The sequence below is a fragment of the Crinalium epipsammum PCC 9333 genome (assembly GCF_000317495.1).
GTDB lineage: Bacteria > Cyanobacteriota > Cyanobacteriia > Cyanobacteriales > PCC-9333 > Crinalium > Crinalium epipsammum.
In genome coordinates, this window is sequence record NC_019753.1 from 3816930 (window position 1) to 3841303 (window position 24374).

The window sequence follows — 24374 nt, forward strand, 5'->3', positions numbered from 1 at the left end:
AGTTGTCAGTCTGCTATAGCTATAAAATACAGCTTATGTAAATTTATGTAACAGTACAACCGAGAGCGATCATGCAGTTATCTATTTGTAACTTACCCAATCATTTCCTAAAATCGATCACTTTATTGTAAATACGATAGTTGGTATAGCGGCGAGAAAAAATACTTGTAATTTACTGATTAATGGTATGCTTTATGCTAAAGCTTTCCCAGGTTCGTCAACAATTTTATCGCTCACTTGCTACTGTCCTTGTAGTCAGTTTAGCTATTTTGGCAGTTGGATCTCTACAGTCATCTCAATTAAAAAAACTCAAAAATACTTCTGCTCTAGGTTCACCAGCAGAGTTAAACAAACAAGTAGAATTAGAAAAAGTAAATTTAAAGGCTCTGCAAAAACTACCAACATTTGGTTTTAATAATTTGGTAGCAGATTGGACTTTGCTAAATTTTCTGCAATATTTTGGTGATGAAGAAGCTCGTCAAGTAACTGGGTATGGTATTAGCCCAGAATATTTTGAAGTAATTATACCTCACGACCCCAAGTTTTTAGATGCTTATTATTTTCTATCTACCAGTAGTTCTATATACGCTGCACAACCAGAGAGGTCTGTCAAATTGATGTCTCAAGGTTTAAAGTCGCTTTCTCCTAAAATAGCACCTAGAGCTTATTATATTTGGCGACAAAAGGGAATTGATGAACTTCTATTTTTAGGAAATGCCAAAGCAGCCAAGCAATCTTTTGAAACAGCCGCAAATTGGGCAAGTGTTTACCCCAATCAGGAAAGTCAGCAAGTAGCAGCAGCATCTCGTAAAACAGCTAATTTTATTGCCCGTAATCCTAACAGCAAACAAGCGCAAGCACAGGCTTGGTTAATGGTGTTAACAAATGCACCTGACGATCGCACTCGCAAAATTGCCATTAGTCGTATTCGGGGACTAGGTGGAAATGTGTTCCTTACTCCCGAAGGATCTGTAGATGTGAGGATGCCGAAGGAGGATTAATTTGGGGGTCATGGATCATCGTTAATTGTTAATGGCTATTTCGCTGCAATTTTCTTAGGGTTTGATACATTTCAGGCAGACGACTATAAATAGCGGCTGCTTTGACAAATACTTTGTGGGGAATGGCAGGAACGCCAGTTACAATTGCTCCAGGTTCAATGTCACTATGGATACCAGCTTTAGCAGTAGCGATCGCACCATCTCCAATATGCGCCTGGTTAGCAATTCCTACTTGCCCCGCCAACAATACTTGATTGCCAACTTTCACACCACCCGCCATCCCAACTTGTCCAGCTAAGGCACAGTTTTGTCCAATTTGGCATCCGTGACCAATATGTACTAAGTTATCAATTTTTGTATTACGCCCAACTCGCGTATCTCCTACAGATGGACGATCAATAGTACTATTACAACCAACTTCCACCCCATCTTCTAACACAGTGTAGCCAGATTGCTCCATTTTGAACCAACCTTGAGGTGTGGGTACAAAACCAAAACCTTCAGCACCAATAACAGCACCGCTATGAATCACACAACCTACGCCTATTTGCGTGCGTTCGTGGATAGTGCAATTGGCGTGTAAGATAGTGCGATCGCCTATTTGCACATCTGGATAAATTACTACATTGGGGTGAATACACACACTCTTACCAATTGTTACCCCTGCTTGAATCACTACATGAGCGCCAATGTAAACATCATTACCGATTTCGGCAGTAGGATGAATTACCGCAGTTGGGTGTATTTCTGGAGTCGGGTGGAAAGGTTGATAGAAAAGTGCGATCGCACTGGCAAATAACAAGCGTGGATCAGATCCTACTACCCAGGCAATACCACGTTCACTAGCTTGTGCTTGTAGCGCTTCATCCTTGGGCAAAATCAAAGCACTTGCAGAGGTTTTACCCACCTTGGAGGCAAATTTTCCGCCTTCTATATAGCTGAGAGTCCCTTCTTCAGCAATATCAATCGGTGCTACGCCTGAAATATCAGGATCAATATCTGGTTTAGATATCAGACTATTGGCAGCAACACTATCAAGTTTTTGTACAATTTCACTAAATTTCATTGCGTATTATTAAACCACGAAGACCCAAAAGACGCGAAGGAAGGCTTTCCAATGACCAATGACCAGCCTGGATGTTAAGTTTATTTCCACCCAGCTACTTAACAACTTATTAGACTACTGCCATTTTCCCATTGATTGACCAGCTAACCAAGCTGTTGTCCAAGCACTTTGAAAGTTAAATCCTCCGGTAACTCCATCAATATCTAAAATTTCTCCCGCAAAATAAAGCCCTGGACAGCAACGGCTTTCCATCGTCTTAAAATCTACCTCCTTCAGCCTCACCCCGCCACAAGTCACAAATTCTTCCTTAAATACTCCCTTACCTTTAATCAAAAATTGACCTTGATTTAGTTCTTGGATCAGTTGATTTAAAGTTTTATTTGATAACCCAGCCCATCTATCTTCCGCACCAATACCAACAGCCGTAATCAAACTTTGCCAAAGGCGGCGGGGGATAGGAACTGGACAATTAGCCGAAATATTGCGTTGCGGTAACTGTGATTTAACTGCCAGCAACATTTTACGCAAGCTTTCTGGATTGTACTGCGGAAGCCAATTTATTACTAACGGTGTTTGATAATCGCGATCGTGTAAGAATCTCGCACCCCAAGCGGAGAGTTTCAGGGCAGCAGGACCACTTAAACCCCAATGAGTAATCAGCAAAGCACCAGTTTGTTCTAGTACAGGTTTAGCCGCAGGTAATAACACTCGCGCTGATTCAACGCTGACACCAGCTAAATCTTGCAAACGAGGGTCGTCAATATTAAAAGTAAATAAAGAGGGAACAGATGGTTCAATCGTATGACCCAAATCTTTTGCCCAACGGTATCCTTGAGGGTTACTACCAGTACTAAGGAGTAGGCGATCGCATCTTAAAACTTCTTCCGACTTCAATTTAATTTCAAATTCCTTTTCCGTTGGCGCGGTGGATGAAACCGAGGGTTGGGGCAAAATTGAAATCACAGGTATCCCAGTCCGAATTTTTACCCCAACTGCTTTAGCGGTTTCAATCAAACAATCTACAATCGTTTCTGAATTATCTGTCACCGGAAACATTCTGCCATCCGGTTCAGTTTTCAGCTTCACCCCATGAGACTCAAACCAAGCAACTGTATCCTTAGCTTGAAACCGAGTAAAAGCACCCCGTAGTGCTTTATTTCCTCTAGGATAATATTGCACCAAAACAGCCGGATCGAAGCAGGCATGGGTAACATTGCATCTACCTCCCCCAGAAATGCGAACTTTCCCCAGAACTTCGCGCCCAGCTTCTATTAATGTGACTTGGGCGTGAGGGTAAGTTTCAGCACAAGAAATTGCTGCAAAAAAACCAGCAGCCCCACCACCTATTACCACGATTCGTAACTGTTGCACACTCAAATTAGTAATAATGATAGAAGATCTATTTTACTCTTCTATTTCAAAATCCTCTTTGGTTGCTTTGCAAACCGGACACACCCAATCTTCAGGGATGTCTTCAAAAGCCGTACCTGGTTCAATCCCAGAATCGGGATCACCTTGTTCTGGGTCATACACATAGCCACAAATCGTGCATATATAGGTCGCCATAGAAATGCTCTCCTCACAATTTCCTTTATAGTTTAAATCTCTAGAGAAATAATTTCATATTTCAATGAAATTAATATCGTAAAGTTTTCAATATTCCATATAAAATGCCCGTAGCAATTGTCAATACTATTAATAGTAAGTACACGCCACCAGGAAGAAACGTGAGAATACCAAATCCTCTTAAAAGATAGAGAGCTATTGTAATTCCCAATACACTGCTAAAAATATAAGCAACTAATTCAGTTTGAGACTTGCGAGATTGTCTCACGCGCTTTTCCTCTAAAATATCCGCATATTGTAGCTGATAATTACATGAGCATATCTTTTTATTCTGATTCGCTTGACGCTACCGAAGCCGCGCTTTTCCAAGGGGAAATTTTAATTAAAACGGGAATGCTCTGCACAGACGGTTCGGCAACGCATTCTATTTGGGGGGGGGCTGTCACGGCGCAGATGTATTTACCAAGAAAGCGATCGCACGTTTGGCAAAAAATCACAAATTACCCTCTTTGGGTAGATTACTTTCCAGATTTAATCCGCTCGGAAGTACTACCCATAACTTCTAGCAGCTACAAACGTCTTTACCAAGTAGCCCAAAAAGCTTTCTTATTTCTGAGTGTGCAAGTAGAAATTTATCTTCATGTGTTTGAGATTGTGCAGCAGCAAATTAGTTTTCGGCTGGAAAAAGGCAGTTTTACCGATTTTTCGGCTGAATTAAAACTACAAGATGCTGGCGCGGGAACTGTGCTGACCTACTCAGTACAGGCAACCCCTACTATTCCAGTTCCATCTATATTTATAGAACAAGCAATGAAACTTGATTTACCAGCCAATATGCGAAAAATGCGTGAATGTATTTGCGCTAGCTAAAAATAAGCTACAGACATTTTCAAAAAACAAACAACCCCTTGTAGGGGCGGGTTACACGCCTAAGTTATGCTGACAAACCATTGATATACATAAACCCGCCCTGACCTCAAGGATGATTTATGTGTAAGTCCTAAAACAATTTTATTAAAATATTAAGTAAGGTAAAGAAAATTAGCATAAATTAGAGACAAATTAAATGGCGATATTTGGATTTGGTAAAAAACTTTCTGTACCTAAACCGGAAGACGCATTACCAGGCAGAGCAGAACCCATACCAGTACCCGCTCATCATTACGTCAACGGCAACCCCCTCAAGCCTCCTTTTCCTGATGGTATGGAAATGGCGATATTTGGCATGGGGTGTTTTTGGGGAGCAGAACGCAAATTTTGGCAGGAAAACGGCGTGTTTAGCACCGCAGTTGGTTATGCAGCAGGATCTACGCCTAATCCCACATATCAAGAAGTATGTAGTGGGTTAACTGGTCACAACGAAGTTGTGTTAGTTGTTTTTGACCCAAAAGTAATCAGTTATGAAGCGCTGTTGAAAGTCTTTTGGGAAAGCCACAATCCCACTCAAGGTATGCGCCAAGGTAATGATACAGGTACTCAGTACCGCTCTGGAATTTATGTTTATTCAGAAGGTCAAAAGCAACTAGCAGAAGCATCACGAGATGCTTATCAGCAAGCTTTGACAGCAAAAGGCTATGGCAATATCACTACAGAAATTCTTGATGCGCCTGAGTTTTACTACGCAGAAGGCTATCATCAACAATATCTCGCTAAAAATCCTGGTGGTTATTGTGGTTTAGGTGGTACAAACGTTGCTTGTCCCATCAGTCCTTTAGCTGTTAAATAATTCTTCTGAAGTAGCAGAAAATTAAAGGATTTAATTTTTGCAATTTGTGTGATTAACCCCTCCCCGTTGACGGGGAGGGGAGTTTTTTTTAACTAAGAGTGATGACGAGGGGCTGTGAGGGCTTCCCAAGCGGCTTTTGCTGCATCAGTTAAGCGATCGCCCAATGTGGAAACTTCCTTAACAATTGACTCCCAGTTTTTCTCTGCTTCCATTTGGATCAGTTTGAAAGAGTATTCAATCCGATCTTTTTCTAGCAAAGGCTGATTTGTTTCAATTGATGTGCGTGCGTGGGTTACAGCTTCCCGTGCTTTAGTTAAAGCATTAAGATAAGCATCCTGGCTAAGATGACCAGCCGATTGTGCTTCTACTTGCGCCCGCTTTTTAATGGCATCAATTAGCGCCATTACTTCACGCTTAAGGTCTTCAGGTTCACCAGCCATCTTATCATCGACTAGATTTCTAGTTTCCTGGCTGATTTCCACAATTGCAGATTCTTTATTAATCCTGGGTTCGTTAGTCATATCGGTTTCTCCTCAAATAAAATTTAATTGCAGTGATTTGAAAAAAAAGTTTGTTGTAGTTTAGTTGTCAAAGCTCAATAGCTATACAAGTAGCTAGAGACAGGTTTTCACAACCCTACATTAAATTAGATGTATATTTTGGTAGCTATTGTTCCAATTTCAGAATGGCTCTCTATCTAAGAGATAACATTTCTTGACAAAATTGCCTTCATTCTATCGACTTAATTATCAAAACCTTTGATAATAAGCGAAACCATGAGTGTGAGCCAAGATTAGGATGCTAGAATCGGATATCCGCAATCCTATTGCCATCAGCTTAGGTGCGATCGCAGGTGCGTTAAGTCGCTATTACATTACACTATGGTTTTCTAAAACCTTTGGTACTGGATTCCCATACGGCACTTTTTTCATTAATTTAACTGGCTGTTGTGCAATGGGCTTTTTCGCCACTCTGGTATTAGAAAAATTTGTCAGTATTCCACCAGAAATCAGATTAATGGTAACAACTGGCTTTTTAGGTGCTTATACTACTTTCTCAACTTATGGGTTAGATACGGTTACGCTGATGCGCGATCGCAATCTACAAATAGCGACTTTTTACTGGCTAGGTAGTGCTGTTATGGGGATAATTAGCGTACAACTAGGTATAACTCTCGCCCGTTTGTGGCGGTTTTATCAATAACTATTCTCTAAACGGAAAACGAGTAATCTGTCATTCATCTATCTAGAGTGAGCCTACCTTGACTGACACTAACATTCTCACCCAGACAAAATCGCGCACTGAAATCCGATTAGAGTTGCGATCGCAACTACAAACCCTACTAGAAGCACAAAACTTGGAAGCAGCTAAAGATTTACTGCAAAGAGTGCAACCAGTAGATATTGCCGAAGCTATTGCAGGTTTACCCCAAACCACACAAGTAATAGCTTTTCGCTTACTACCTAAAAATCAAGCTATAGAAGTATACGAATATTTCGACTCTACTGTACAACATTCACTGATCGCAGAATTTAAAAATCAAGAAGTCCAAGATATTTTCGATCAAATGTCGCCTGACGATCGCACGCGACTATTAGATGAGTTACCAGCTAGAGTTGTTACTCGTTTAATTGAACAACTCAGTACAGAAGAACGTCAAGCTACAGCACAGTTACTAGGCTACCATGCTGGTACTGCTGGCAGAATAATGACCCCTGAGTATATTGCTTTAAAAGATAATTTTACAGTTGCTCAGGCATTAGAACGCATTCGCAGTTTAGCCAAAATTACCGAAATTATCTATTACCTCTATGTTACAGATACAAATCGCTGCTTAAGTGGCATTGTCTCGTTACGGGATTTAGTCACGGCTCAACCAAATCAAACTTTAGGTGAAATTATCACTCGCGACGTAGTTTTTGTAAATACAGATACTGATCAAGAAGAAGTAGCAAAATTAATCCAACGCTATGATTTTTTAGCAGTACCCGTAGTTGATCGCGAACAACGTTTAGTCGGTATTGTCACAGTTGATGATGTGATGGATATTATTGAGCAAGAAACTACAAAAGATATTTACGCTTTGGGGGGTGTACAGTCTGGTGGTGATAGTTATTTTCAAACTAATTTATTTACAGTTGCGCGTAAGCGAGTTGTTTGGCTGTTAATTTTGCTACTTACAAATACTGTAACAGGCTCAATTATTAAATCTCAAGAGGATCTCTTGCAGCAAGTGGTAACATTAGCCGTGTTTATTCCCTTACTTACTGGTACTGGGGGAAATGTAGGCGCACAATCATCAACAGTAGTAATTCGCGGTTTAAATACTGATGAACTGCAAGCTATGGGAGCAACTAAAATTGTTTTGAGAGAAGCGATCGCTGGAGCAATGTTAGGCGTTACACTGGGAACTTTGGCGATGGTATGGGCTTATTGGTTGCAGGGAAATTTGTTTGTTGCTATAGCTGTAGGTGTTAGCTTAGTTGCGATCGCTATTTTAGCTTCTGTTACTGGTTCTGCATTGCCGTTTCTGTTTCGTTCTTTCGGCTTAGACCCAGCTTTAATGTCTGCTCCTTTCATCACCACAGCCGTTGATGTTTTAGGAGTATTAATCTATTTTAACATAGCACGACTGATTTTAAACTTATAAATTATAAAATCAATTATCAATGAACAATAATCAATTACCTGATAACTTTCGCGCTTGGGCTTTAAATAACGAATGATTTTTAGATTTCCCATAATTCCAGGCGCGATGCTAGCATTTAAAAATTGATAATACCTCTTGCGTAACTCAATTTTCAGATAGTTAACCGCAAATGCACACAATATTTACACAGATGTAATAACTAATTATTGCAATAATTAAATTGATTGATCAGCCTTAACCAATACTTCCAATGTTAGAGTTATCTCGTTGGTTACAAATTGCAGAAATTTTATCTATAGCTGCCTCATTAGTCGGGGTATTTGTTGCTACGAAGTTAGGAGACATCCTTTATGCAACCGTGCCAATAGCTATTTCTTTATTACTCAATTCAGTTAATAGATTATATTTAGAGCAACGTAATAAAAAACGAATCAAGGTAGCCATTAGCCGTATAAATCAGGAATTGTCAGCACATCTTCAAACCTTAGAACAAAAAAACTTAGAAACGCGGAATTTAACTTCTCAACAAATCCAAGCAGAAATTTATGCTTTCAAGTCAGAAATGGCACAGCATCTTTCCCAAGATGAAGCTCTTGAACTTGTACCAATATACGATAAAATTCTAGAACAAAAACGATTAATCCAGTTTCTACAAGAACAATCTACCAGCCTGGAAGAATCTTTAAATATTGTAATTGATTACCTTAAAAATTTATCTTTACCATCAAGAGTAGAGTTTTTAGAAAAAACGAGTTCACAACAATCTCAAAAAGTTGCTACTTTCCCTACCCAATTAGCAGAAATTACTGCCCGTCTTGATGCTATCCAAGCACAAACGATTGCACGAGAAGAAGCTTATTTAACAACTAAAATTCCTTCTTTAGGGGATAATAGTGAAGAATTAATCAGTGTAAATCCACAGCAATTAATCTCTTTACAGTCTCAATCATGGAGTTGTAGAAATACAATTTTAGGGCATTCAGACTGGGTTCGTTCTCTAGCAATTAGTTTTGATGGAAAAACTTTAATTAGCGGCAGTTTTGATAAAAATATCAAAATTTGGAATTTATCCACAGGAGAATTAATCAATAGTTTATCTGGGCATACTAAAGCAGTCTTTTGTGTTGCTATTAGCTTAGATGGAAAAATTCTTGCTAGTGGTAGTTGGGATGAGACAATTAAGCTGTGGGAGATGGATAGTGGTAAATTAATTACAACTCTCACAGGTCATAGTGGTTCAGTGCGATCGCTTACAATTAGTCAAGATGGACAAACTTTAATTAGTGGCAGTTTTGACAAAACCATTAAGTTATGGAATTTATCTACAGGAGAATTAATAAATACCATTACTGATAATATAAATCCAATTAGTGCGATCGCACTTACCCCAGACAACCAAATTGCTAGTAGCGGCGAAGACGGCATCATTAGACTATGGGAACTCCAAACTGGTAAATGCAGCAGTATACTTACGGGTAATCTCAGCAGTGTAGAGTCACTGGCAATTAGTCCAGATGCTTACATTGCTTCTGGTAGTGCCAACGGGATGATTAGCCTGTGGCAACTGCCTACAGGCTTATTAATTAACAGTTTTAAGGGACATTTAGGACAGGTAACATCTGGAGTATTCAGCTTTGATGGGCAAACTTATATTAGTGGTAGTTCCGATGGCACAATTAAGATTTGGTATTTGCAAAGTAACGGCAAATTGAAAGAATCGCCTGTACATATTCTGAGCAATCAAAACAGTAATGTAGTAATGTCTTTAGCGGTAAGTGTTGATGGTAAAACTTTGGTTGCAGCCTGTGCAGATGGTAGCATCCAGATTTGGAAATGTGATTAAATCAGGCAAAAGTTACCAAAAGCTTGCTATTGACTTTTAGAGTAGTCACCGTCGATGTCTCTCTATGAGAGCGTTTCACGATGTTTGAGGTTGTCTGAGGAACCCCGTCACCCATGTGGACTGAACGTTAAGCGGGATAAAAGCTTTATCATGGAGAAATGCCCAGTGTAGTCTAAACGGTTTTCTTATTAGAAGTGAAATTAATAAAAAATTAACAAAAAAAACCGTTCTAGTTAATCGCAAGCTTTCTTGATCTTTTTATCTATGCAAAACACAAAACTTTCGATTGTTATTGTTACTTATAAAACTTGCCAATTCTTAAAAAACTTGATTATTTCATTGCAGGAAGATTGTTTAAATCTTGATTTAAACATAGATATTATTGTCGTTGATAATAATTCCGAAGATGGAACTAAAGAAATGCTCAAGGAAAAATTTCCCGATGTCATTTTAATTTCAAATGAGCACAATTATGGGCCAGCTAGAGCCTTTAACATGGGTATACGTCTAGCATTTGAAAATAAAAGTGATTTTGTTATTTTAGCTAATAGCGATATTAAAGTAATTGAAGGCACAGTATCATCAATGGTCAATTACTTAAACTCAAATCCCCATGTAGACGGTGTTTGTGGATCTATTCTTAATCCAGACCTGACTAAACAATTCCAAAGAACTCATATAATTAGCTTTAAAAAACCAGATTTTTCCCAAGCATTTCAAATTGAATGGATTGGCAATTTTTTTAGCATGGTTAGAATAAATTGTTTTGAAAAAATTGGTTTATATGATGAAAATTACTATTTTTACAATGAAGACCTAGATTGGATCGAAAGAGCGAAGAAAGCAAAAATGACTTTTATGTATATTCCGACTGCTCCTGTAATTCATTACGGGGGACAAGGCAAAAAACATAACATTAGTGCTATTTTAATTGATTTTCCCAGAGCAAATATTTATTATTATCGTAAATTTTACAATAATTTAATTTGGTTATTCTACATTGGGATTTTGTTGGAAATAAACTACAAGATTTTATTGATAAAAATTCAAAAGCTAAAGGAGAAAGACCACAAAGAATTAGATGCGGCGCTAGATATTTACTCCAAATCATTAAAATTAATGGGAGAAGAAATTAAAAAGCCGCGTCCATTTATTGGAACTGAACCGAAGTTATAATAATTACGAAGTTTTGCGAGTATTATATTGAGTTTTCCCTCAAGAACTGGTAATACTTGGAAAGGTTAAACTTATTAACTTCAATTAATTACTCAACAATGATGAAAAAAGATGCGCGATTTGATTTCCTGAGATCCCTTTTCTTTTGGAGCATGAAAACTCAAGTTAAATCACGCAGAAGGCAGTTTTTAAAAAGTTTTTTTTTCGGTCTATCAGCTACTTTTTCATTTCGTGTAGCAGCCAACGCCAGGGATTTGCAGAATAGTAAAATTAGATTAACTCAACAAATTGAAGATCATAGTGATACTGTTAAATCTGTCCGTACTAGCAACCCAATCGTTATAGAAAATCAGAAGCAAGGAACAACAGACTGGCAACTGACGAATCCTGCTACTAAGCAGGAAATAGAAGGATACGCATCACTTACCAGTATTAATCGTGGTGGCAAAATTAGCTTATTTGTCAATACAAATGACCCTACCTACACAATTGAAATTTTTCGTATGGGTTGGTATGACGGTACTGGTGGGCGTAGAATCACCGATAAAATCGCACTTTCAGGGATTAAACAACCACCGCCTGTTGAGGATAAAGATAGTGGATTAATTGAATGTGATTGGAAAAACCCCTATATTTTAAATATTCCATATAATTCTAATGATGCCACTGACTGGGCAAGTGGTGTTTATTTAGCAAAACTAACTGCAAGTAAATCTGGTAAGCAAAGTTACATTATTTTTGTAGTACGAGATGATGCCCGTAATTCTGATATCCTGTTTCAACAAAGTGTTACTACTTATCAGGCATATAACAATTGGGGGAATAAATCACTTTATCGTTGGAACAGTCGGCGGATACAAGCATATCAAGTTTCTTTCAATCGTCCATATTCTAAAAGTCCTAACCCTGCTGCTGCTTACGGAGTAGGCGCTGGTGAGTTTTTGACAAATTTTCAACCCACTAGCAGAACTTCCACTGCTGGGTGGGAATATAACATGGTACGCTGGCTAGAAAAATCAGGTTATGATGTCAGCTACGCCACAAATATAGATACTCACGCTAATCATAATTTACTATTGTCTCACAAAGCTTTTTTATCTGTCGGACATGATGAATATTGGTCTTGGCAGATGCGAGAAAATGTGGAAACAGCACTTAAAAACAAAGTTAGTTTAGGTTTTTTCGGTGCTAACACCTGTTTTTGGCAAATTCGTTTAGATCTTAGTCCTATTACCAAAGTACCTTATCGTACTATTATTGCTTATAAAGAAAATGCGGCTCTAGACTATTATCAAGATCATCGTAATACTACTTTATGGCGGCAATCACCTGTGCAACGTCCAGAAGACGCTTTGATTGGCGTGATGTACGATAGTGATCCAGTAGATGATGAAATTGTAATTGACAATGCTCCAGCATGGCTATTGAGTAATACCAGTTTAACTAAGGGTTCTGTTTTGCCAGGGTTACTTGGTTATGAAGTAGATAGAATGTTTGGCAATGCACCAGCAAATACAATTCGAGTTGCACACTCACCTTATCGTTACAAGGGTCGCACTCGCTATGCTGATATGACGGTTTATACTGCTAGTAGTGGTGCAACAGTATTTGCAACAGGATCAATGCAATGGGTTTGGAGTTTAGATGACTACAATGCACCTAAATTACGTTCATCACGCTTAAATCTAGATGCCCAGCAAATGACACATAATGTTTTAGCACGTTTACTTAAGATTGTTTGAAAAGCTTAAAAAATTGGTAAATTGATATTTAATATATCTATTTAAACATGAATATAGAGACGTTGGCGGCAACGTCTTTACACTGGTTTGATGTAATTTTATATCCTAGTTTATTACTTTATAAAAAGTAGATTGTATACGCATCAATTTATAATTCTGATAGTGTATCCGGTCCAACTTCAATACCGCCTTGTTGGATCAGATTTTCTTGATCTGTAATTAAATCCCTAAGTTCGTTAAATGTAACACCCATGCGATCGCACGCTTTTTTCAGTTCAATCTGAAAAGTTCTAATATCTTGACCATAACCGCACAACTCAGCAGCCGTTGTAACTCCTTGCTTGGCGTTAGCTTTAGCACAATCAACTAAGTCTGTATCTTTAAGAGGTATAGGTGAAGCCATATATATTTTTGTAAGAATTATCTATCAGCAGAATAATGGACGTTCTGCTATAGATAATCCCTCTGGAGTTAGAAAATTGTTAATTGTCAACGTTGCCAATATTTATAAACTGCATTAGCAAGGGTGACAACACCAGTAATAATTGCAGATTCATCAACTTGAAACTGGGGATGGTGCAATGGGTAGTTATGTCTGTCAGGATATCCGACACCCAAGCGAAACATCGTCCCTGGCGCGTGTTCTAAATATAGAGAAAAATCTTCTGCACCTAAAGAAGGTTCTGGTAAAATTTGAACGCGATCGCTTCCCCAAGCTTCTCTTGCTGCTCCTTCCACCAACTGCGTCAGTGTGGTATCATTTTGTACCGAAGGCACACCCCGCTCATACTTAACTTCACAGGTAGCGCCGTAGGTGTGACAGACATTTTTAACAATCTGGTCAATCCATTCGGGTAAATTGGCGTGGGTTTCTGGATGTAGCGATCGCACAGTTCCTAACAACTCTACATGATCTGCAATCACATTCGGTGCTCTACCACCCTTGATCGTACCAATAGTTAACACTACCGGACGCAAAGGATTCTGTGTACGACTAATAGCTTGCTGAAGCGTAGTAATTACTTGTGAAGCAATCCAAATTGCATCAATTGCTTCATGGGGACGCGCACCATGCCCAGATTCTCCCATAATTGTAATTTCTAAATGATCTGCCGCCGCCGTCAACGCGCCATAACGAATACCTACCGAACCTGCCAGGATAGAAGGGAAAACGTGAACGCTCAAAATACTATCAACTTTTTCCATCACGCCATCTGCTACCATCCAGCTAGCGCCTAGAGAAATTTCCTCTGCTGGTTGAAATAAAAACCGCACATTTCCTGGTAAGTTTTCCTCAAGCTGCGACAGCACCATTGCCGTACCTAAGCCTACGGTGGTGTGGACATCATGCCCGCAAGCGTGCATAACTCCTGGTTGACGGGAAGAAAAATCTAGTTCTGTGCGTTCAGTAATGGGCAAAGCATCCATATCTGTACGAATTGCCAGCAACCTGGAGTCTATACCATCACCTTTTAATTCCCCGACAACGCCAGTTTTACCCACAGATTCTTGCACATGGATACCGCAAGAAGACAGCACACCAGCAACATAGGCGGCAGTTTGGTATTCTTGACCGCTTAATTCTGGGTGAGAGTGAATGTGGCGGCGGATTTCAATCAAGCGCGGTGCTAGTTTTTCAGCTATCTCTTTGATACGGGTCAGCATTTATTAAATAGTTGATTAAGAATTAATTAAGCTGTCCCTATGATAAAAGTCACTGGGGGGTAGTTGTAAGATTTGGTGGTGATGTATGGCTCTAGTTTGAAAAATTCTGACTAAAAAGAACTTAGAGGCGATGAATTTTGGGTAAATTATCATTCCTCTGTAATTTTTTTTGTGTATTGTTTAATCTGCGATCGCGAAGTGCTGCTGCGAAGCGCAGATCGCACGGCACTCAAATTAATCTCATGCTCTGGGATACTCACAGTATGAGAAATTTGCAGCATAATTCAACAATTGCCCAGAGATATTAGTTGATCAGATTTTGCTCTGATTCGCCTTTTCTAATTATCTCAAAGCAGACTGAGTAAGGGAAAGAAGCCGATGGATCGATTGAATTTAAATGTACTCCAGCAGTTTTGGGCGATCGCCAAATCCTATTGGTCAGGGGATGAAAAATGGCAAGCTAGAGGGTTACTGCTTTCTGTTGTGCTGTTGCTGCTGGCTTATACAGGGTTGAGTGTGTTACTCAACAACAAGCGAGGGGCGTTGATTTCATCCCTCTCTGCCCAGGATGAGCCGCGTTTCTGGCAAACTGTGATCGTTTTCATCGGCGTGTTAGTAATTTATGCGCCTCTGTTGGCAGCATATACTTATTTGCGCGATCGCCTGAGTTTGCAATGGCGGCGCTGGCTTACTCATCGGTTTGTAGATAATTATTTTAGCGATCGCGCTTACTACAATCTGCATATCTTAGATACTGAAATCGACAACCCAGATCAGCGAATTGCGGAAGATGTTCGCAGCTTTACCCAAGAATCTCTCACTTTTTTGTTAGTGCTGGTGGAGTCTGTGTTGTCGGTGATTGCTTTTAGCAGTGTACTTTGGGGCATTTCTAAACCTCTGGTATTTTTCTTGGTGCTGTATGCCTTAATTGGAACATTAGTGACAACGGTTATATTTGGTAAACCCCTTGTCAGACTTAACTTTGAACAACTGAAGAGGGAAGCAAATCTGCGTTTTAGCTTGGTACGAGTTCGGGAGAATGCAGAAGCGATCGCTTTTTATCGGGGAGAGGAACGCGAATCTAATCAGGTCAAACAGCGATTTCTGGATGTGTTTGAGAATGTTCAACGACTGCTGGTTTGGGAATTGAACTTAAATATTCTCACCAACGCTTATGAGTTCATTCCCTTCGTTTTGCCTGCTTTGGTGGTAGCCCCTGCAATTTTTGCTGGAGAAATGGAGGTGGGGAAAGTGTCTGAGGCACAAGGGGCTTTTATCCGCGTCTTTTTCTCCCTCAACCTTGTAGTTGCCCGTTTCCAAGCTTTGACCACCTTTGGAGCCGGAATTAACCGTCTCTATACTTTTGCTCAGTTTTTAGAACAGAAAGAGTCAAATCAAGCATCCGAGGAACAACCAAGGATTCAGACAGTTGAGGCAGATAGCCTCGCAGTGGAACACCTCAGCTTGCAAACGCCTAACTATCAACGCACATTGGTAGAAGATTTATCAGTGGAGTTACCTGTTGGGCAGGGGCTTTTAGTGATGGGGGCGAGTGGTTGTGGCAAAAGTTCACTGCTGAGAGCGATCGCAGGGTTGTGGAATTCTGGTAAGGGTGCGATCGTTCGTCCTGAACCAAACCAGATTCTATTTCTGCCCCAGCGTCCTTATATGGTGTTGGGTACTCTGCGCGATCAATTGCTCTATCCCAATACCCACCTTGAGGTTGACGATCAACACCTGAAGCAAGTTTTAGAACAGGTAAACTTAGCGGATCTCGATGAAAGATTTGGTGGATTTGATGCCCAACTGGATTGGACAGATGTTTTATCTTTGGGTGAACAACAACGGCTGACCTTCGCGCGATTGCTATTAAATAAACCCAAGTACGCCATTTTAGATGAAGCGACGAGCGCACTGGATTTGAGCAATGAGGAAAAGCTATATCAACAATTGCAAGCAGTTGGAACTACTTTTCTAAGTGTGGGGCATCGCTCTACGTTGGCGAACTATCATCAGTCTTTGCTGGAACTCTCGCAGGATAAGACTTGGCAGATTAAACAACCTGTGGCTATAGGAAAAGAACAGTCGGAATTGTTTGAACTTCCTTCGACTAACTGATATTTTAGGGCGATCGGCAGATTCGGACTAAACGATAAAGTAGTCATTTTCACCTAATGCTGTGCGATACTCACAATGTTGGAAATTTACAGCATAATTTATTTGTTTGACAGAAAATAGAATATTCTTGTGGGTAGAGTCTTACGCAGTTTTGATCTTTGGTTAAAATTCCTATGCCATCAGAATCCGAGTTCAAAGCCATATTTTCCGAATTCCAAGGTTAAAGAGTGAATGATGATTGCTTGCTAGTTTCAGTAAAAACAGTACACTTTATCTAGCTGTAGGTCATATACTCAACAAGTATCTGAGGAGCGTTAAAGTTATTTTGGGTTTGGCACAGATACTTCATCCATAAAGAGGTAAAACTGATTAGAAGGAGAATATGGTTGAGCTTACTACAGAGCAATTAATTTATTTGCTTCATGCTTATGCCTACACAGAAAGGGATACGGTAACAAAAGGTACTGTCAAATCCTATTTGCCGGAGGAGTGGAAGGAAAAAGCCGAGGAAATTTACACTGGCTTAGAGCAGCAGAAGCTAATCAAACTAACGAGTAAGGGGCGCTTCTTGGTAACGGAGCAAGGAGAGAGAACCCTAATTGCTAATTTAGCTGCTACTAATTATCAATTCACCTCTATAAAAGGCCCCAAGGTCTTGAATACGTTGTTGAAATGTATTGGGAAGGCTGCTGAGGGGTGCTTTGATCTCAACTCTTCTGAGAAGATGACCTTTGATGAATTTTTGTTCAAATTCAAAACACTATACTTTGAAGAACGGAAGCGTCAAGAGTTAACTGGGGTTGTGGCTATCCACAAGCAAGAAATACTTAAAAGCTTTCAGGATGCTAACTCAGCAACCCTCTCTCTAGAACAACTGAATGTTTATTTTGATAAATTGAAGTCCAGCGGTAAAATTTTTGTTTCTAAAGGCGAAAAAGATGAATTAATCCATTGGGTTGAGTAATATGTCTGGTTATTCAGAGAATTCTAAATTCATAGAAGCCTTTCTTAGAAAAGTTGCTTCTGGGCGTGACTTTACTCAAGACATTTGGGTTGAGCGTGAAGTTAAACGCCAAGGAGAAGGTGGTGAAGTTACTAAGGCTAGTAGTTCTTCCCAAAAGATTATTGGAAAGCAGATACACAATTTAACACAACTGCTTGAAGATGATTTAGATTACTGCTTCAACAGAGGCAGATTTGTTTTTAGGTTTATTACTGCTATTGCAGGTAGTGGCAAGACGGCACTACTTAGCTATTTTAGAGAACTAATTAAAATTGATAATGATAGGTCTAAATATTCTATAATTGTTAGTTTTGACTTTTCGGCAAAGCTGCACCCCTCAAGTAATATACAAGAATTTTCTAGTAAATTTTATTCCTATATTTTAGCTGAGACACTTTGGAAAGTACTAACCAATGAAGAGATAAAACCTGTTGCAAAATACGTTTTAGAAGAGCTTATAGGAAAAAATAATTTTCCTGTTCTTGAACAGTCAAGAGATTTTGAAATAAGTTTTTTAGGTAAATTCAATAAGTATATTAAAGATGTTAATATTGATTGGCAAGATGTTTTTCTACGTGTGATTAATGAAATTTCAAAAATTAATTCACAATACACTTTTATTTATCTTATTGATGAATTAGATGATGCTTTGAGAAAGTGTGAAGATCAAGATCAGCAAGAAATTAGAGGGGTTTTTAAATCCTTGACAAATAAAATATCTAGCCAAGATTATAACGATGAAGTTCGACTATTAATATATATGGCTGGCACATCAGATATATTGAGCAAATTTATTAACTCCGAGTCAGCAAGTGAACGTCGATTTTCTACTTTGAGTATTTCACTTGGTTCCGGTTTGAGTAACGAGTTTCATAAAATTAGAGAAAAAATTAATAAGCGTATTGAAAGTGCATATAATAATTGTGAAAATTTTGCTGAAGCTTTCTGTAAAATTCAGGAAATAGATAATAAGGTTCAATCTAAGCTTCAAACAAACATGAGAGTTTTAGGGAATTATTGTAGAGATTATGCTCTCGCAGCCCTTGAAATATATGAAGAATATTTTGGTGATAAATCAGAGAACCATTTTCAAGGTTCAGCGAAGCAACTAACATATTTAGTAGACTCACTTTGCCAAGATAGCTGGAAAGATTATTTAAACCAGCCAGAGTACAAACTCCAACTTGAAAAAACTACTAATAATTCTGATGAACATATCTTCAAGTGTTATGCAAAGCTGCTAAAACATGGAGAAATTGTCGCTAGTGCTTATGGCGGATCAAGAAATTATGAGCTTCTTAGCGTATATGTAGATAAATTCATACAGCTTCTGGAAAAATCTAATTTCAAACCAGATGATCATAATGACACGCCTCCAAATATTGCTTTTATTATTTCTCCAGCGCAATGTTCTTCTTTTATTAAAAATAAGCTAATATCGAAAAAAATTCAGTTGATCAATTCATCTGAAATTACAATGAATACGGTTACCTCAAATTCTTCTGTCTCAACTCAGGAATTAGTTCCCGAAAATAAATCATCTATTGATATCAATATGGCTAATCACGATGCTTTAATTAAGGTTTTTAAAAATACAAACATTGGCAGAAGCATTATCAGTAAAATAATTGATTCTCGACCCTATAAGGATATAGAGGATTTATTTTCTAAAGTTAAAGGTATCGGAGTAGAACGCCGAAAAACACTCCAAGACAAACTCAATAGAAATGAAATATGTTTCCGAATAGGAGTTTTTATTAGCTATAACAGTAAAGATAAATCTGAAGTAGAGAAAATCATAAGTAACCTAAAAGAAAATAAAATTTCCTACTGGATAGATGAGGAAATTTTAGGTGGTGAAGAAATACGGAAAAAACTGGAAGAAGTAATTAAAGATGATAACCTTTGGGCAGCAGCCATATTTTACGGTAATAATGGCCCTGGCCGTTGGCAGGATGTAGAAATCAGTGCTTTATTTCGTAAATACTTAAAAAATGACCATCCAGTTATTCCTGTAGTTCTTAAAAGTTGTAAAAGTGATCCGCAAATATCACCTTTCCTTGAAAACCATAAATATGTTGATTTTCGGAAGAGAAGCCAAGACCAATATGATTTTTTGGTTCGTAGCATAAAACGTGAATAGGCATAATTTGTTTTAATATTTTTATAAAAGTTTTAGAAATTAAGAACTGCTAGGACTTTTTAGCTAGCTCTTAAAATTATTAGTGTAATTGCCAGAATTATTAAGTAAGGAAGATTCGCCCAAGATGCTAAAGTATTTAAGTAGAACTGCACAGCTTCCTTTCTAGACAATCGTTCTAAGGCTATAAAGTTTCCCTTAAAAATTTGAAACTTGTCTAATGATTCATTATTAAAGCCACATAGAATTTCGGTTAATTGGTTAAAGTTATATCGAAAGCGTTTTTCTAGGTATAAGTAATACCCGTCAAAAAAACCCAGTAGTGTATAAGAAATAAAAGCTAAGACAAATAAAGACTTTGTTTTATTTGTAAAACCGAATCCTAATAGTGTTGTCCAAAGTGTTAGTCCTAGTTGCTTAATAGTAAGTGAGTTGCTTGCCATACGGCTAATTATCGCTTGCAGCATCTCACTTTGTTTAATTAAAAAATCTCGATTTTCTGCAATTAATTTGCGGTTATCCATAGATATTACTCCCTACTATATCGTGCGGCAGATTGTAATTATGCAAACGTCTTATGCTTGCATTTGACGACTGCCTTCATAATGAATAGCACGATTAGCACCCATCATTCCATCAGTTATTATGTGAACTCCAATGCGTTGATAAAAGAACATCTCTAATACTCATAGTACTGCTTTTGTTCGTTACGGCAAAGCATCCACAGTGGTTCTCTGTTTAAATTGTTTTAATCACACATTCGTAATATTGAGAGGCTAAATGGAAAATGTCGCTTGGTTGGATCTAGCATTAGGAGGATTAGCCCTAGTTATTTTGATTAGTGGGCTAGTAATGTTGTTAAGCGGCGTTTCTGCTTTGGGTAATAATAAGGATAAGTAGCGATCGCTCACGCCTCAATTTCCCAATCCTCAACCTGCAAATCCTCAACCCGCTCAAATTCCCGCGTATTGTGAGTTACCAGGGTTAAATTATTTACCAGGGCGATCGCTATTATGGTTAAATATCCCCAAAAGAAACCATGATGAAATGGCGTGTTGTGCTTGAAGCTGATGCTGAAACGGGAGATTGGTCTGTTTGGTGTCCAGAATTACCAGGTTGTGTTTCGGCTCTTTGAAACCGAAGAAGAAGCCTTAGAAAATATTCGTGAAGCGATTACGTGCTTCGCACAGGCTACGCCAACGCACTTTATCTTAAGCATCACCGATGATTGATTTTACCGTATGGGATAGCTTGCTGCACCAGTATGTTGACGAGCTTGGTCGAGTCGATTATCATGCCTGGAAAACACAGCAGCCTCGGACGTTAGCAAATTGGCTATCTACTCTGGAATCATGTGACGACATCACCCCTGAATTGACTCGTAATCAGCAATTAGCCTTGTGGATTAATCTCTACAACGCATTTACAATTTATACAATTCTAGAACGCTATCCTCTGGCTTCAATTCGACCTGTAGTGCTAGGAATTCCCAACTGGATTGCGTTTTTGTGGTTCTTTCAAAGGCGCGTGTACCGCTTCTCAAATCAAACTTATAGTCTGGGTCAAATTGAGAACCAAAAGCTGCGATCGCAGTTACAAGATCCACGCATTCATTTTGCCCTCGTTTGTGCCTCTATTGGTTGTCCACTACTACGAAATGAGGCTTACGCACCTGAAAAAGTCATTGAACAACTCGAATCAGATGCAGAGCGATTTGTCAACAATCCTGAGAAAGTTCGTTACGATGCTGAGACTCAAACGCTCTACTGTAGCAAGATTTTTAAATGGTATCGCCAGGACTTTCTCAAAGTCGCTGATTCAATTCCAGACTATATTCGTTCTTATCTCAAACCCAATGCACCCTTAAGCGCCTCGACTTCTATTGCTTATCTTGACTACGACTGGAGCCTAAATCAACGAATATCTTCATAAAAGCGTTTCAAGTAACTTGTAGAAACCCCAATTCCCCATAGACAACCAACATATAAATAGATGGCTGTTGCTTTCCAACTTCCCCAACGGGCAACCCGACGATCCGAACTTTGAACAATGCGGTTTACTTGACGAATTTTCCCTTTTTTAACTAAGCGCAGGCATAAATCCCCATCTTCCATAATCGGTAAAGCTTCATCAAAACCACCGCAGTCCCAAAAATCTGCGCGACGACAAAACATTACTTGATCCCCAAACAAGAGGCGCAATCCTTTAAAAAAGAGATGGGGTCTAAATAGCAGAGGTGCATAGTAAGTTTTGAGGTAGTTGTGTAGCGAGATGCCCCAACGGGTAGTTTGTTGTCCTGACATCAGCGAGATAAATCCTCCACAGGCAACGGTGGAGTCTGCCAAGGTTTGCTCAATCACGGCGATTAAGTCATCTGGTACGCAAGTGTCAGCATGAAGAAAACAAAGAATGTCGCCACTAGCGGATTTCGCACCGTGATTCATCTGGACAGATCGCCCAGAGCGATCGCATGATAGCACCTGCACCCCGTAAGATTGTGCGATCGCCACTGTTTCATCTGTACTGCCCCCATCTACGACCAACACCTCTAAGGCAGATGGTTCTAGCACACTCAGTTGGCGCAATGTACGCTTTAGACTGCTTGCCTCATTCAACGTAGGAATGATAATCGACACACTATACATAAACCTTATATAAAACCTATCAGGAATACTTCTACAGTTAAAGAATCTGATTTATTTAATGATCCGACTAGATTTCTAACGCCACCCCAACCAACGCAAAAAAGGCACAAAAACGTAATAACTAATTCCCAACCAAAAAGCCACAGTAATTGCCAATAACCCGAAAAAAATAATACTTATAATAAAAAACTCTGGCTTACCGTCAATATTACCAACAGACAACCAGCTAATCAATAGAACTGCTAATTCCTTCTTTAAAATCACCAAAACATAAAAAAACGTAGCTGTGCCACTTGCCGCTACCAAAGCATGAACAAAATGATGACTCATTAAACCTAAACCCAGAGTCAAAAAAGTTACTGCAACAGTAATTAATGCCATTAAAGACAGCCTAATTTCATAAACTCCCAAAGCCTGCCAAATCGACCACGCCAAGGCATAACCGATCATCCCAACCAAAGCAGCTTCTAAAAAGCGCCGTCGCTGCCCAAAACCACCTGCAACAGTTAAACCAACAGCCGTACCTAATCCAGCTAATGCAAACAAAATAATCTGTGGTTGAACTGTAATCGAAGTTGGTGAAATATTAGCAGGGAGTGTTTGAGTGAGAAAATTAGAAATGCGATCGCCAAAATAAAACCCAACACTCGCACCGACAAATGCACCAATTCCCCCACACAACATTTCCCAAACTGTATCCAAACAAGCTAAAACAAATTTGGCAATAACTCCCAAACACCAGATAATTGTCTTGGCGATCGCTTTACTGCAAAAAACAAATACTACCCAAAAAAGTTTCCAACAACTACCAATTACTTTAGTTACAACTTGATAAATAGATAAAGGTGCTTTTGGCGCTGCCCAACTAGGAATAGTATTAGTAGTTGAAATACCAGCTAATTTCCTTTGAATTTGAGCAGCACTAGCTGGACGTTTTTGGACATCAGCTTGTACCATTTCATCTAGCACATCAGCAAAATCCGCACCCACAGGAATAACATTGCGCCAGAGTAAATCACCAGTAATGGGATCTTCCAAATCAGCAGGATACTTACCCGTCAGCAAGTGAATCATCGTCCTGCCCAGTGCATAGAAATCTGTCTGAGCAACAATTGTCCCCCCAGAAACTTGCTCTGGTGGACTGTAACCAGGAGAAACTAAGCGTGTTGAACTCCCCCCTTTACCACGATGACCCCAACCAATTTGTTTTGCCCCCCCAAAATCAATCATTACCAGTTGTTGTGTATCTTGGCGTAGCATCAAATTAGATGGTTTAAGGTCGCGGTGAATAATTTTACGTTTATGTAACTCCTGAAGAATTTCCACCGCTTGCTTCAGCCAGTTAAAAACTAACCCCTCTGGACAACCTTGAGGATATTGATCCAACATATCCGCCAAAGTAGGTCCATTAATTTTCTCCATCACTAAACAAGGCAACTGACGCGCCTGTGGATGTGAAAGCGTCTGGATAAAAAAGCTATCCGGCTCAACTTTAGGCACACCAGGATGGCGCAAACTAGCTAAAACAGCCGCTTCTTGTTCAAAAAGTTCTAAAGCTTTGGGGGCAGTTTCTACCAATACCTTTAGCACTTTCTCAGTATTTGTTTTTAAATCCAAAACAGTATAAATACTAGCAAATCCGCCTGAACCTAAAAACTGAAGAGGAATGTAGCGATTTTTTAGTTCTAGCGATGCCCCACAACTATTGCAAAACTTATTACCCCAAGGCTGGGCATTGGGACGCAAGCAATCAGGATTGATGCAGTGAGTAGCACTAGCAACAGACACAAGGCACAATTAGAACAAGATACAAGTTCTTAGATTCTACACAACTTCACCAACCTCGCCCTAAAAGGACGAGGATTGCTCAAGCGTGCGATTCGTTTCTCTGAAATGGGTAGTAATACTCAAGGATGAGAGCTTTAGTAGAGTAACCCGTCAGGGTAGAGTTCGCACTTTAATCCTCTACTAATGACAACTTGATATCCATGTAGGTGAGGAAACCTAACCGAGCCACAAGCTAAGACAGTTAG

General features: G+C 39.2%; 23 protein-coding genes and 2 pseudogenes. 13 read left to right on the top strand and 12 right to left on the bottom strand.

Going from position 1 to position 24374, the window contains the following annotated elements; all coding sequences use genetic code 11:
• The first annotated feature begins 194 nt into the window (after positions 1 to 194).
• Positions 195 to 1001 carry a hypothetical protein gene (locus CRI9333_RS16660; RefSeq protein WP_015204339.1) on the top strand — a complete coding sequence of 269 codons (807 nt, stop codon included), beginning with the start codon at positions 195 to 197 and terminating at the stop codon, positions 999 to 1001.
• Between the two features lie 28 nt (positions 1002 to 1029).
• On the opposite strand, the gene lpxD is transcribed toward CRI9333_RS16660, so the two are convergent.
• The 4 genes from lpxD to CRI9333_RS25825 all read right to left on the bottom strand — a co-directional run bounded on the left by lpxD (position 1030) and on the right by CRI9333_RS25825 (position 3901).
• Entirely contained in the window at positions 1030 to 2067 is a 1038-nt protein-coding gene (lpxD, locus tag CRI9333_RS16665; RefSeq protein WP_015204340.1) for a UDP-3-O-(3-hydroxymyristoyl)glucosamine N-acyltransferase, read from the bottom strand.
• A 114-nt stretch (positions 2068 to 2181) separates the two neighbouring features.
• Positions 2182 to 3444, bottom strand: a complete 1263-nt coding sequence (locus CRI9333_RS16670) for a BaiN/RdsA family NAD(P)/FAD-dependent oxidoreductase (RefSeq protein ID WP_041226095.1) — start codon at positions 3442 to 3444, stop codon at positions 2182 to 2184.
• Between the two features lie 27 nt (positions 3445 to 3471).
• Positions 3472 to 3633 (bottom strand): rubredoxin, encoded by a 162-nt coding sequence (rd, locus tag CRI9333_RS16675; RefSeq protein ID WP_015204342.1) that lies wholly within the window; start codon positions 3631 to 3633, stop codon positions 3472 to 3474.
• Positions 3634 to 3703: 70 nt separating this feature from the next.
• Entirely contained in the window at positions 3704 to 3901 is a 198-nt protein-coding gene (locus tag CRI9333_RS25825; protein WP_015204343.1) for a hypothetical protein, read from the bottom strand.
• Positions 3902 to 3945: 44 nt separating this feature from the next.
• On the opposite strand from CRI9333_RS25825, the gene CRI9333_RS16680 reads away from it, so the two are divergent.
• Positions 3946 to 4503: an SRPBCC family protein gene (locus tag CRI9333_RS16680; protein WP_015204344.1), complete on the top strand. Its 558-nt coding sequence runs from the start codon at positions 3946 to 3948 to the stop codon at positions 4501 to 4503.
• Positions 4504 to 4699: 196 nt separating this feature from the next.
• Entirely contained in the window at positions 4700 to 5359 is a 660-nt protein-coding gene (gene msrA / locus CRI9333_RS16685) for a peptide-methionine (S)-S-oxide reductase MsrA (RefSeq protein ID WP_015204345.1), read from the top strand.
• A 92-nt stretch (positions 5360 to 5451) separates the two neighbouring features.
• Here the strand turns inward: msrA and CRI9333_RS16690 are convergent, their stop codons facing one another.
• Positions 5452 to 5880: a hypothetical protein gene (locus CRI9333_RS16690; protein WP_015204346.1), complete on the bottom strand. Its 429-nt coding sequence runs from the start codon at positions 5878 to 5880 to the stop codon at positions 5452 to 5454.
• 277 nt (positions 5881 to 6157) lie between these two features.
• Between CRI9333_RS16690 and crcB the strand changes: the two genes are divergently transcribed.
• The 5 genes from crcB to CRI9333_RS16715 all read left to right on the top strand — a co-directional run bounded on the left by crcB (position 6158) and on the right by CRI9333_RS16715 (position 12770).
• Positions 6158 to 6562, top strand: a complete 405-nt coding sequence (gene crcB, locus CRI9333_RS16695; protein ID WP_015204347.1) for a fluoride efflux transporter CrcB — start codon at positions 6158 to 6160, stop codon at positions 6560 to 6562.
• 58 nt (positions 6563 to 6620) lie between these two features.
• Positions 6621 to 8009: a magnesium transporter gene (gene mgtE / locus CRI9333_RS16700; protein WP_015204348.1), complete on the top strand. Its 1389-nt coding sequence runs from the start codon at positions 6621 to 6623 to the stop codon at positions 8007 to 8009.
• 250 nt (positions 8010 to 8259) lie between these two features.
• Positions 8260 to 9852: a WD40 repeat domain-containing protein gene (locus CRI9333_RS25070; protein ID WP_015204349.1), complete on the top strand. Its 1593-nt coding sequence runs from the start codon at positions 8260 to 8262 to the stop codon at positions 9850 to 9852.
• 264 nt (positions 9853 to 10116) lie between these two features.
• Positions 10117 to 11028 carry a glycosyltransferase family 2 protein gene (locus CRI9333_RS16710; protein ID WP_015204350.1) on the top strand — a complete coding sequence of 304 codons (912 nt, stop codon included), beginning with the start codon at positions 10117 to 10119 and terminating at the stop codon, positions 11026 to 11028.
• Between the two features lie 152 nt (positions 11029 to 11180).
• A complete protein-coding gene (locus CRI9333_RS16715; protein ID WP_232229344.1) occupies positions 11181 to 12770 on the top strand; it encodes a N,N-dimethylformamidase beta subunit family domain-containing protein in 1590 nt (529 codons plus the stop codon).
• Positions 12771 to 12918: 148 nt separating this feature from the next.
• Here CRI9333_RS16715 and CRI9333_RS16720 read toward each other — a convergent pair whose 3' ends face one another.
• The 3 genes from CRI9333_RS16720 to CRI9333_RS28160 all read right to left on the bottom strand — a co-directional run bounded on the left by CRI9333_RS16720 (position 12919) and on the right by CRI9333_RS28160 (position 14716).
• A complete protein-coding gene (locus CRI9333_RS16720; RefSeq protein WP_015204352.1) occupies positions 12919 to 13173 on the bottom strand; it encodes a hypothetical protein in 255 nt (84 codons plus the stop codon).
• 86 nt (positions 13174 to 13259) lie between these two features.
• Entirely contained in the window at positions 13260 to 14435 is a 1176-nt protein-coding gene (locus CRI9333_RS16725) for a M20 family metallopeptidase (RefSeq protein WP_015204353.1), read from the bottom strand.
• A gap of 149 nt (positions 14436 to 14584) precedes the next feature.
• Positions 14585 to 14716 (bottom strand): hypothetical protein, encoded by a 132-nt coding sequence (locus CRI9333_RS28160; RefSeq protein WP_269667427.1) that lies wholly within the window; start codon positions 14714 to 14716, stop codon positions 14585 to 14587.
• A 97-nt stretch (positions 14717 to 14813) separates the two neighbouring features.
• Between CRI9333_RS28160 and CRI9333_RS16730 the strand changes: the two genes are divergently transcribed.
• The 3 genes from CRI9333_RS16730 (at position 14814) to CRI9333_RS25075 (ending at position 19699) form a co-directional block, all read left to right on the top strand.
• Complete coding sequence (locus tag CRI9333_RS16730; RefSeq protein WP_015204354.1) at positions 14814 to 16553, top strand: ABC transporter ATP-binding protein/permease; 1740 nt, start codon at positions 14814 to 14816, stop codon at positions 16551 to 16553.
• A 382-nt stretch (positions 16554 to 16935) separates the two neighbouring features.
• Positions 16936 to 17517 carry a hypothetical protein gene (locus CRI9333_RS16735; protein ID WP_015204355.1) on the top strand — a complete coding sequence of 194 codons (582 nt, stop codon included), beginning with the start codon at positions 16936 to 16938 and terminating at the stop codon, positions 17515 to 17517.
• A gap of 1 nt (position 17518) precedes the next feature.
• Positions 17519 to 19699 carry a toll/interleukin-1 receptor domain-containing protein gene (locus CRI9333_RS25075; protein WP_015204356.1) on the top strand — a complete coding sequence of 727 codons (2181 nt, stop codon included), beginning with the start codon at positions 17519 to 17521 and terminating at the stop codon, positions 19697 to 19699.
• A 59-nt stretch (positions 19700 to 19758) separates the two neighbouring features.
• On the opposite strand, the gene CRI9333_RS16745 is transcribed toward CRI9333_RS25075, so the two are convergent.
• Together CRI9333_RS16745 and CRI9333_RS27855 are read right to left on the bottom strand one after the other, a co-directional pair.
• Positions 19759 to 20220, bottom strand: coding sequence for a hypothetical protein (locus CRI9333_RS16745; protein ID WP_015204357.1), 462 nt, complete (start codon positions 20218 to 20220; stop codon positions 19759 to 19761).
• 383 nt (positions 20221 to 20603) lie between these two features.
• Positions 20604 to 20717, bottom strand: a pseudogene (locus CRI9333_RS27855) (PIN domain-containing protein); the annotation flags it as partial.
• Between the two features lie 21 nt (positions 20718 to 20738).
• Here CRI9333_RS27855 and CRI9333_RS27860 point away from each other — a divergent pair.
• Both CRI9333_RS27860 and CRI9333_RS16750 read left to right on the top strand, forming a co-directional pair.
• Positions 20739 to 20928 (top strand): annotated as a pseudogene (locus tag CRI9333_RS27860) (type II toxin-antitoxin system HicB family antitoxin).
• Entirely contained in the window at positions 20921 to 21628 is a 708-nt protein-coding gene (locus CRI9333_RS16750) for a DUF547 domain-containing protein (protein ID WP_015204360.1), read from the top strand. The pseudogene CRI9333_RS27860 and the gene CRI9333_RS16750 overlap by 8 nt, the downstream one beginning before the upstream one ends.
• Here the strand turns inward: CRI9333_RS16750 and CRI9333_RS16755 are convergent.
• Positions 21610 to 22341 carry a TIGR04283 family arsenosugar biosynthesis glycosyltransferase gene (locus CRI9333_RS16755; protein WP_015204361.1) on the bottom strand — a complete coding sequence of 244 codons (732 nt, stop codon included), beginning with the start codon at positions 22339 to 22341 and terminating at the stop codon, positions 21610 to 21612. The two genes, CRI9333_RS16750 and CRI9333_RS16755, sit on opposite strands and share 19 nt — an antisense overlap.
• Before the next feature lie 75 nt (positions 22342 to 22416).
• Entirely contained in the window at positions 22417 to 24129 is a 1713-nt protein-coding gene (locus CRI9333_RS16760) for a serine/threonine-protein kinase (protein WP_015204362.1), read from the bottom strand.
• Positions 24130 to 24374 lie beyond the last annotated feature (245 nt).

Bases quoted from the DNA above. Each gene is read 5' to 3' on its own strand.
- lpxD (WP_015204340.1), bottom strand. From the start codon at position 2,067: ATGAAATTTAGTGAAATTGTACAAAAACTTGATAGTGTTGCTGCCAAT.
- CRI9333_RS16660 (WP_015204339.1), top strand. From the start codon at position 195: ATGCTAAAGCTTTCCCAGGTTCGTCAACAATTTTATCGCTCACTTGCT.
- CRI9333_RS16730 (WP_015204354.1), top strand. From the start codon at position 14,814: ATGGATCGATTGAATTTAAATGTACTCCAGCAGTTTTGGGCGATCGCC.
- CRI9333_RS16720 (WP_015204352.1), bottom strand. From the start codon at position 13,173: ATGGCTTCACCTATACCTCTTAAAGATACAGACTTAGTTGATTGTGCT.
- CRI9333_RS28160 (WP_269667427.1), bottom strand. From the start codon at position 14,716: ATGCTGCAAATTTCTCATACTGTGAGTATCCCAGAGCATGAGATTAAT.
- CRI9333_RS16690 (WP_015204346.1), bottom strand. From the start codon at position 5,880: ATGACTAACGAACCCAGGATTAATAAAGAATCTGCAATTGTGGAAATC.
- CRI9333_RS16750 (WP_015204360.1), top strand. From the start codon at position 20,921: ATGATTGATTTTACCGTATGGGATAGCTTGCTGCACCAGTATGTTGAC.
- CRI9333_RS16735 (WP_015204355.1), top strand. From the start codon at position 16,936: ATGGTTGAGCTTACTACAGAGCAATTAATTTATTTGCTTCATGCTTAT.
- CRI9333_RS16680 (WP_015204344.1), top strand. From the start codon at position 3,946: ATGAGCATATCTTTTTATTCTGATTCGCTTGACGCTACCGAAGCCGCG.
- CRI9333_RS25075 (WP_015204356.1), top strand. From the start codon at position 17,519: ATGTCTGGTTATTCAGAGAATTCTAAATTCATAGAAGCCTTTCTTAGA.
- CRI9333_RS16755 (WP_015204361.1), bottom strand. From the start codon at position 22,341: ATGTATAGTGTGTCGATTATCATTCCTACGTTGAATGAGGCAAGCAGT.
- crcB (WP_015204347.1), top strand. From the start codon at position 6,158: ATGCTAGAATCGGATATCCGCAATCCTATTGCCATCAGCTTAGGTGCG.
- CRI9333_RS16710 (WP_015204350.1), top strand. From the start codon at position 10,117: ATGCAAAACACAAAACTTTCGATTGTTATTGTTACTTATAAAACTTGC.
- CRI9333_RS16715 (WP_232229344.1), top strand. From the start codon at position 11,181: ATGAAAACTCAAGTTAAATCACGCAGAAGGCAGTTTTTAAAAAGTTTT.
- rd (WP_015204342.1), bottom strand. From the start codon at position 3,633: ATGGCGACCTATATATGCACGATTTGTGGCTATGTGTATGACCCAGAA.
- CRI9333_RS16725 (WP_015204353.1), bottom strand. From the start codon at position 14,435: ATGCTGACCCGTATCAAAGAGATAGCTGAAAAACTAGCACCGCGCTTG.
- msrA (WP_015204345.1), top strand. From the start codon at position 4,700: ATGGCGATATTTGGATTTGGTAAAAAACTTTCTGTACCTAAACCGGAA.
- CRI9333_RS16745 (WP_015204357.1), bottom strand. From the start codon at position 20,220: ATGGATAACCGCAAATTAATTGCAGAAAATCGAGATTTTTTAATTAAA.
- CRI9333_RS25070 (WP_015204349.1), top strand. From the start codon at position 8,260: ATGTTAGAGTTATCTCGTTGGTTACAAATTGCAGAAATTTTATCTATA.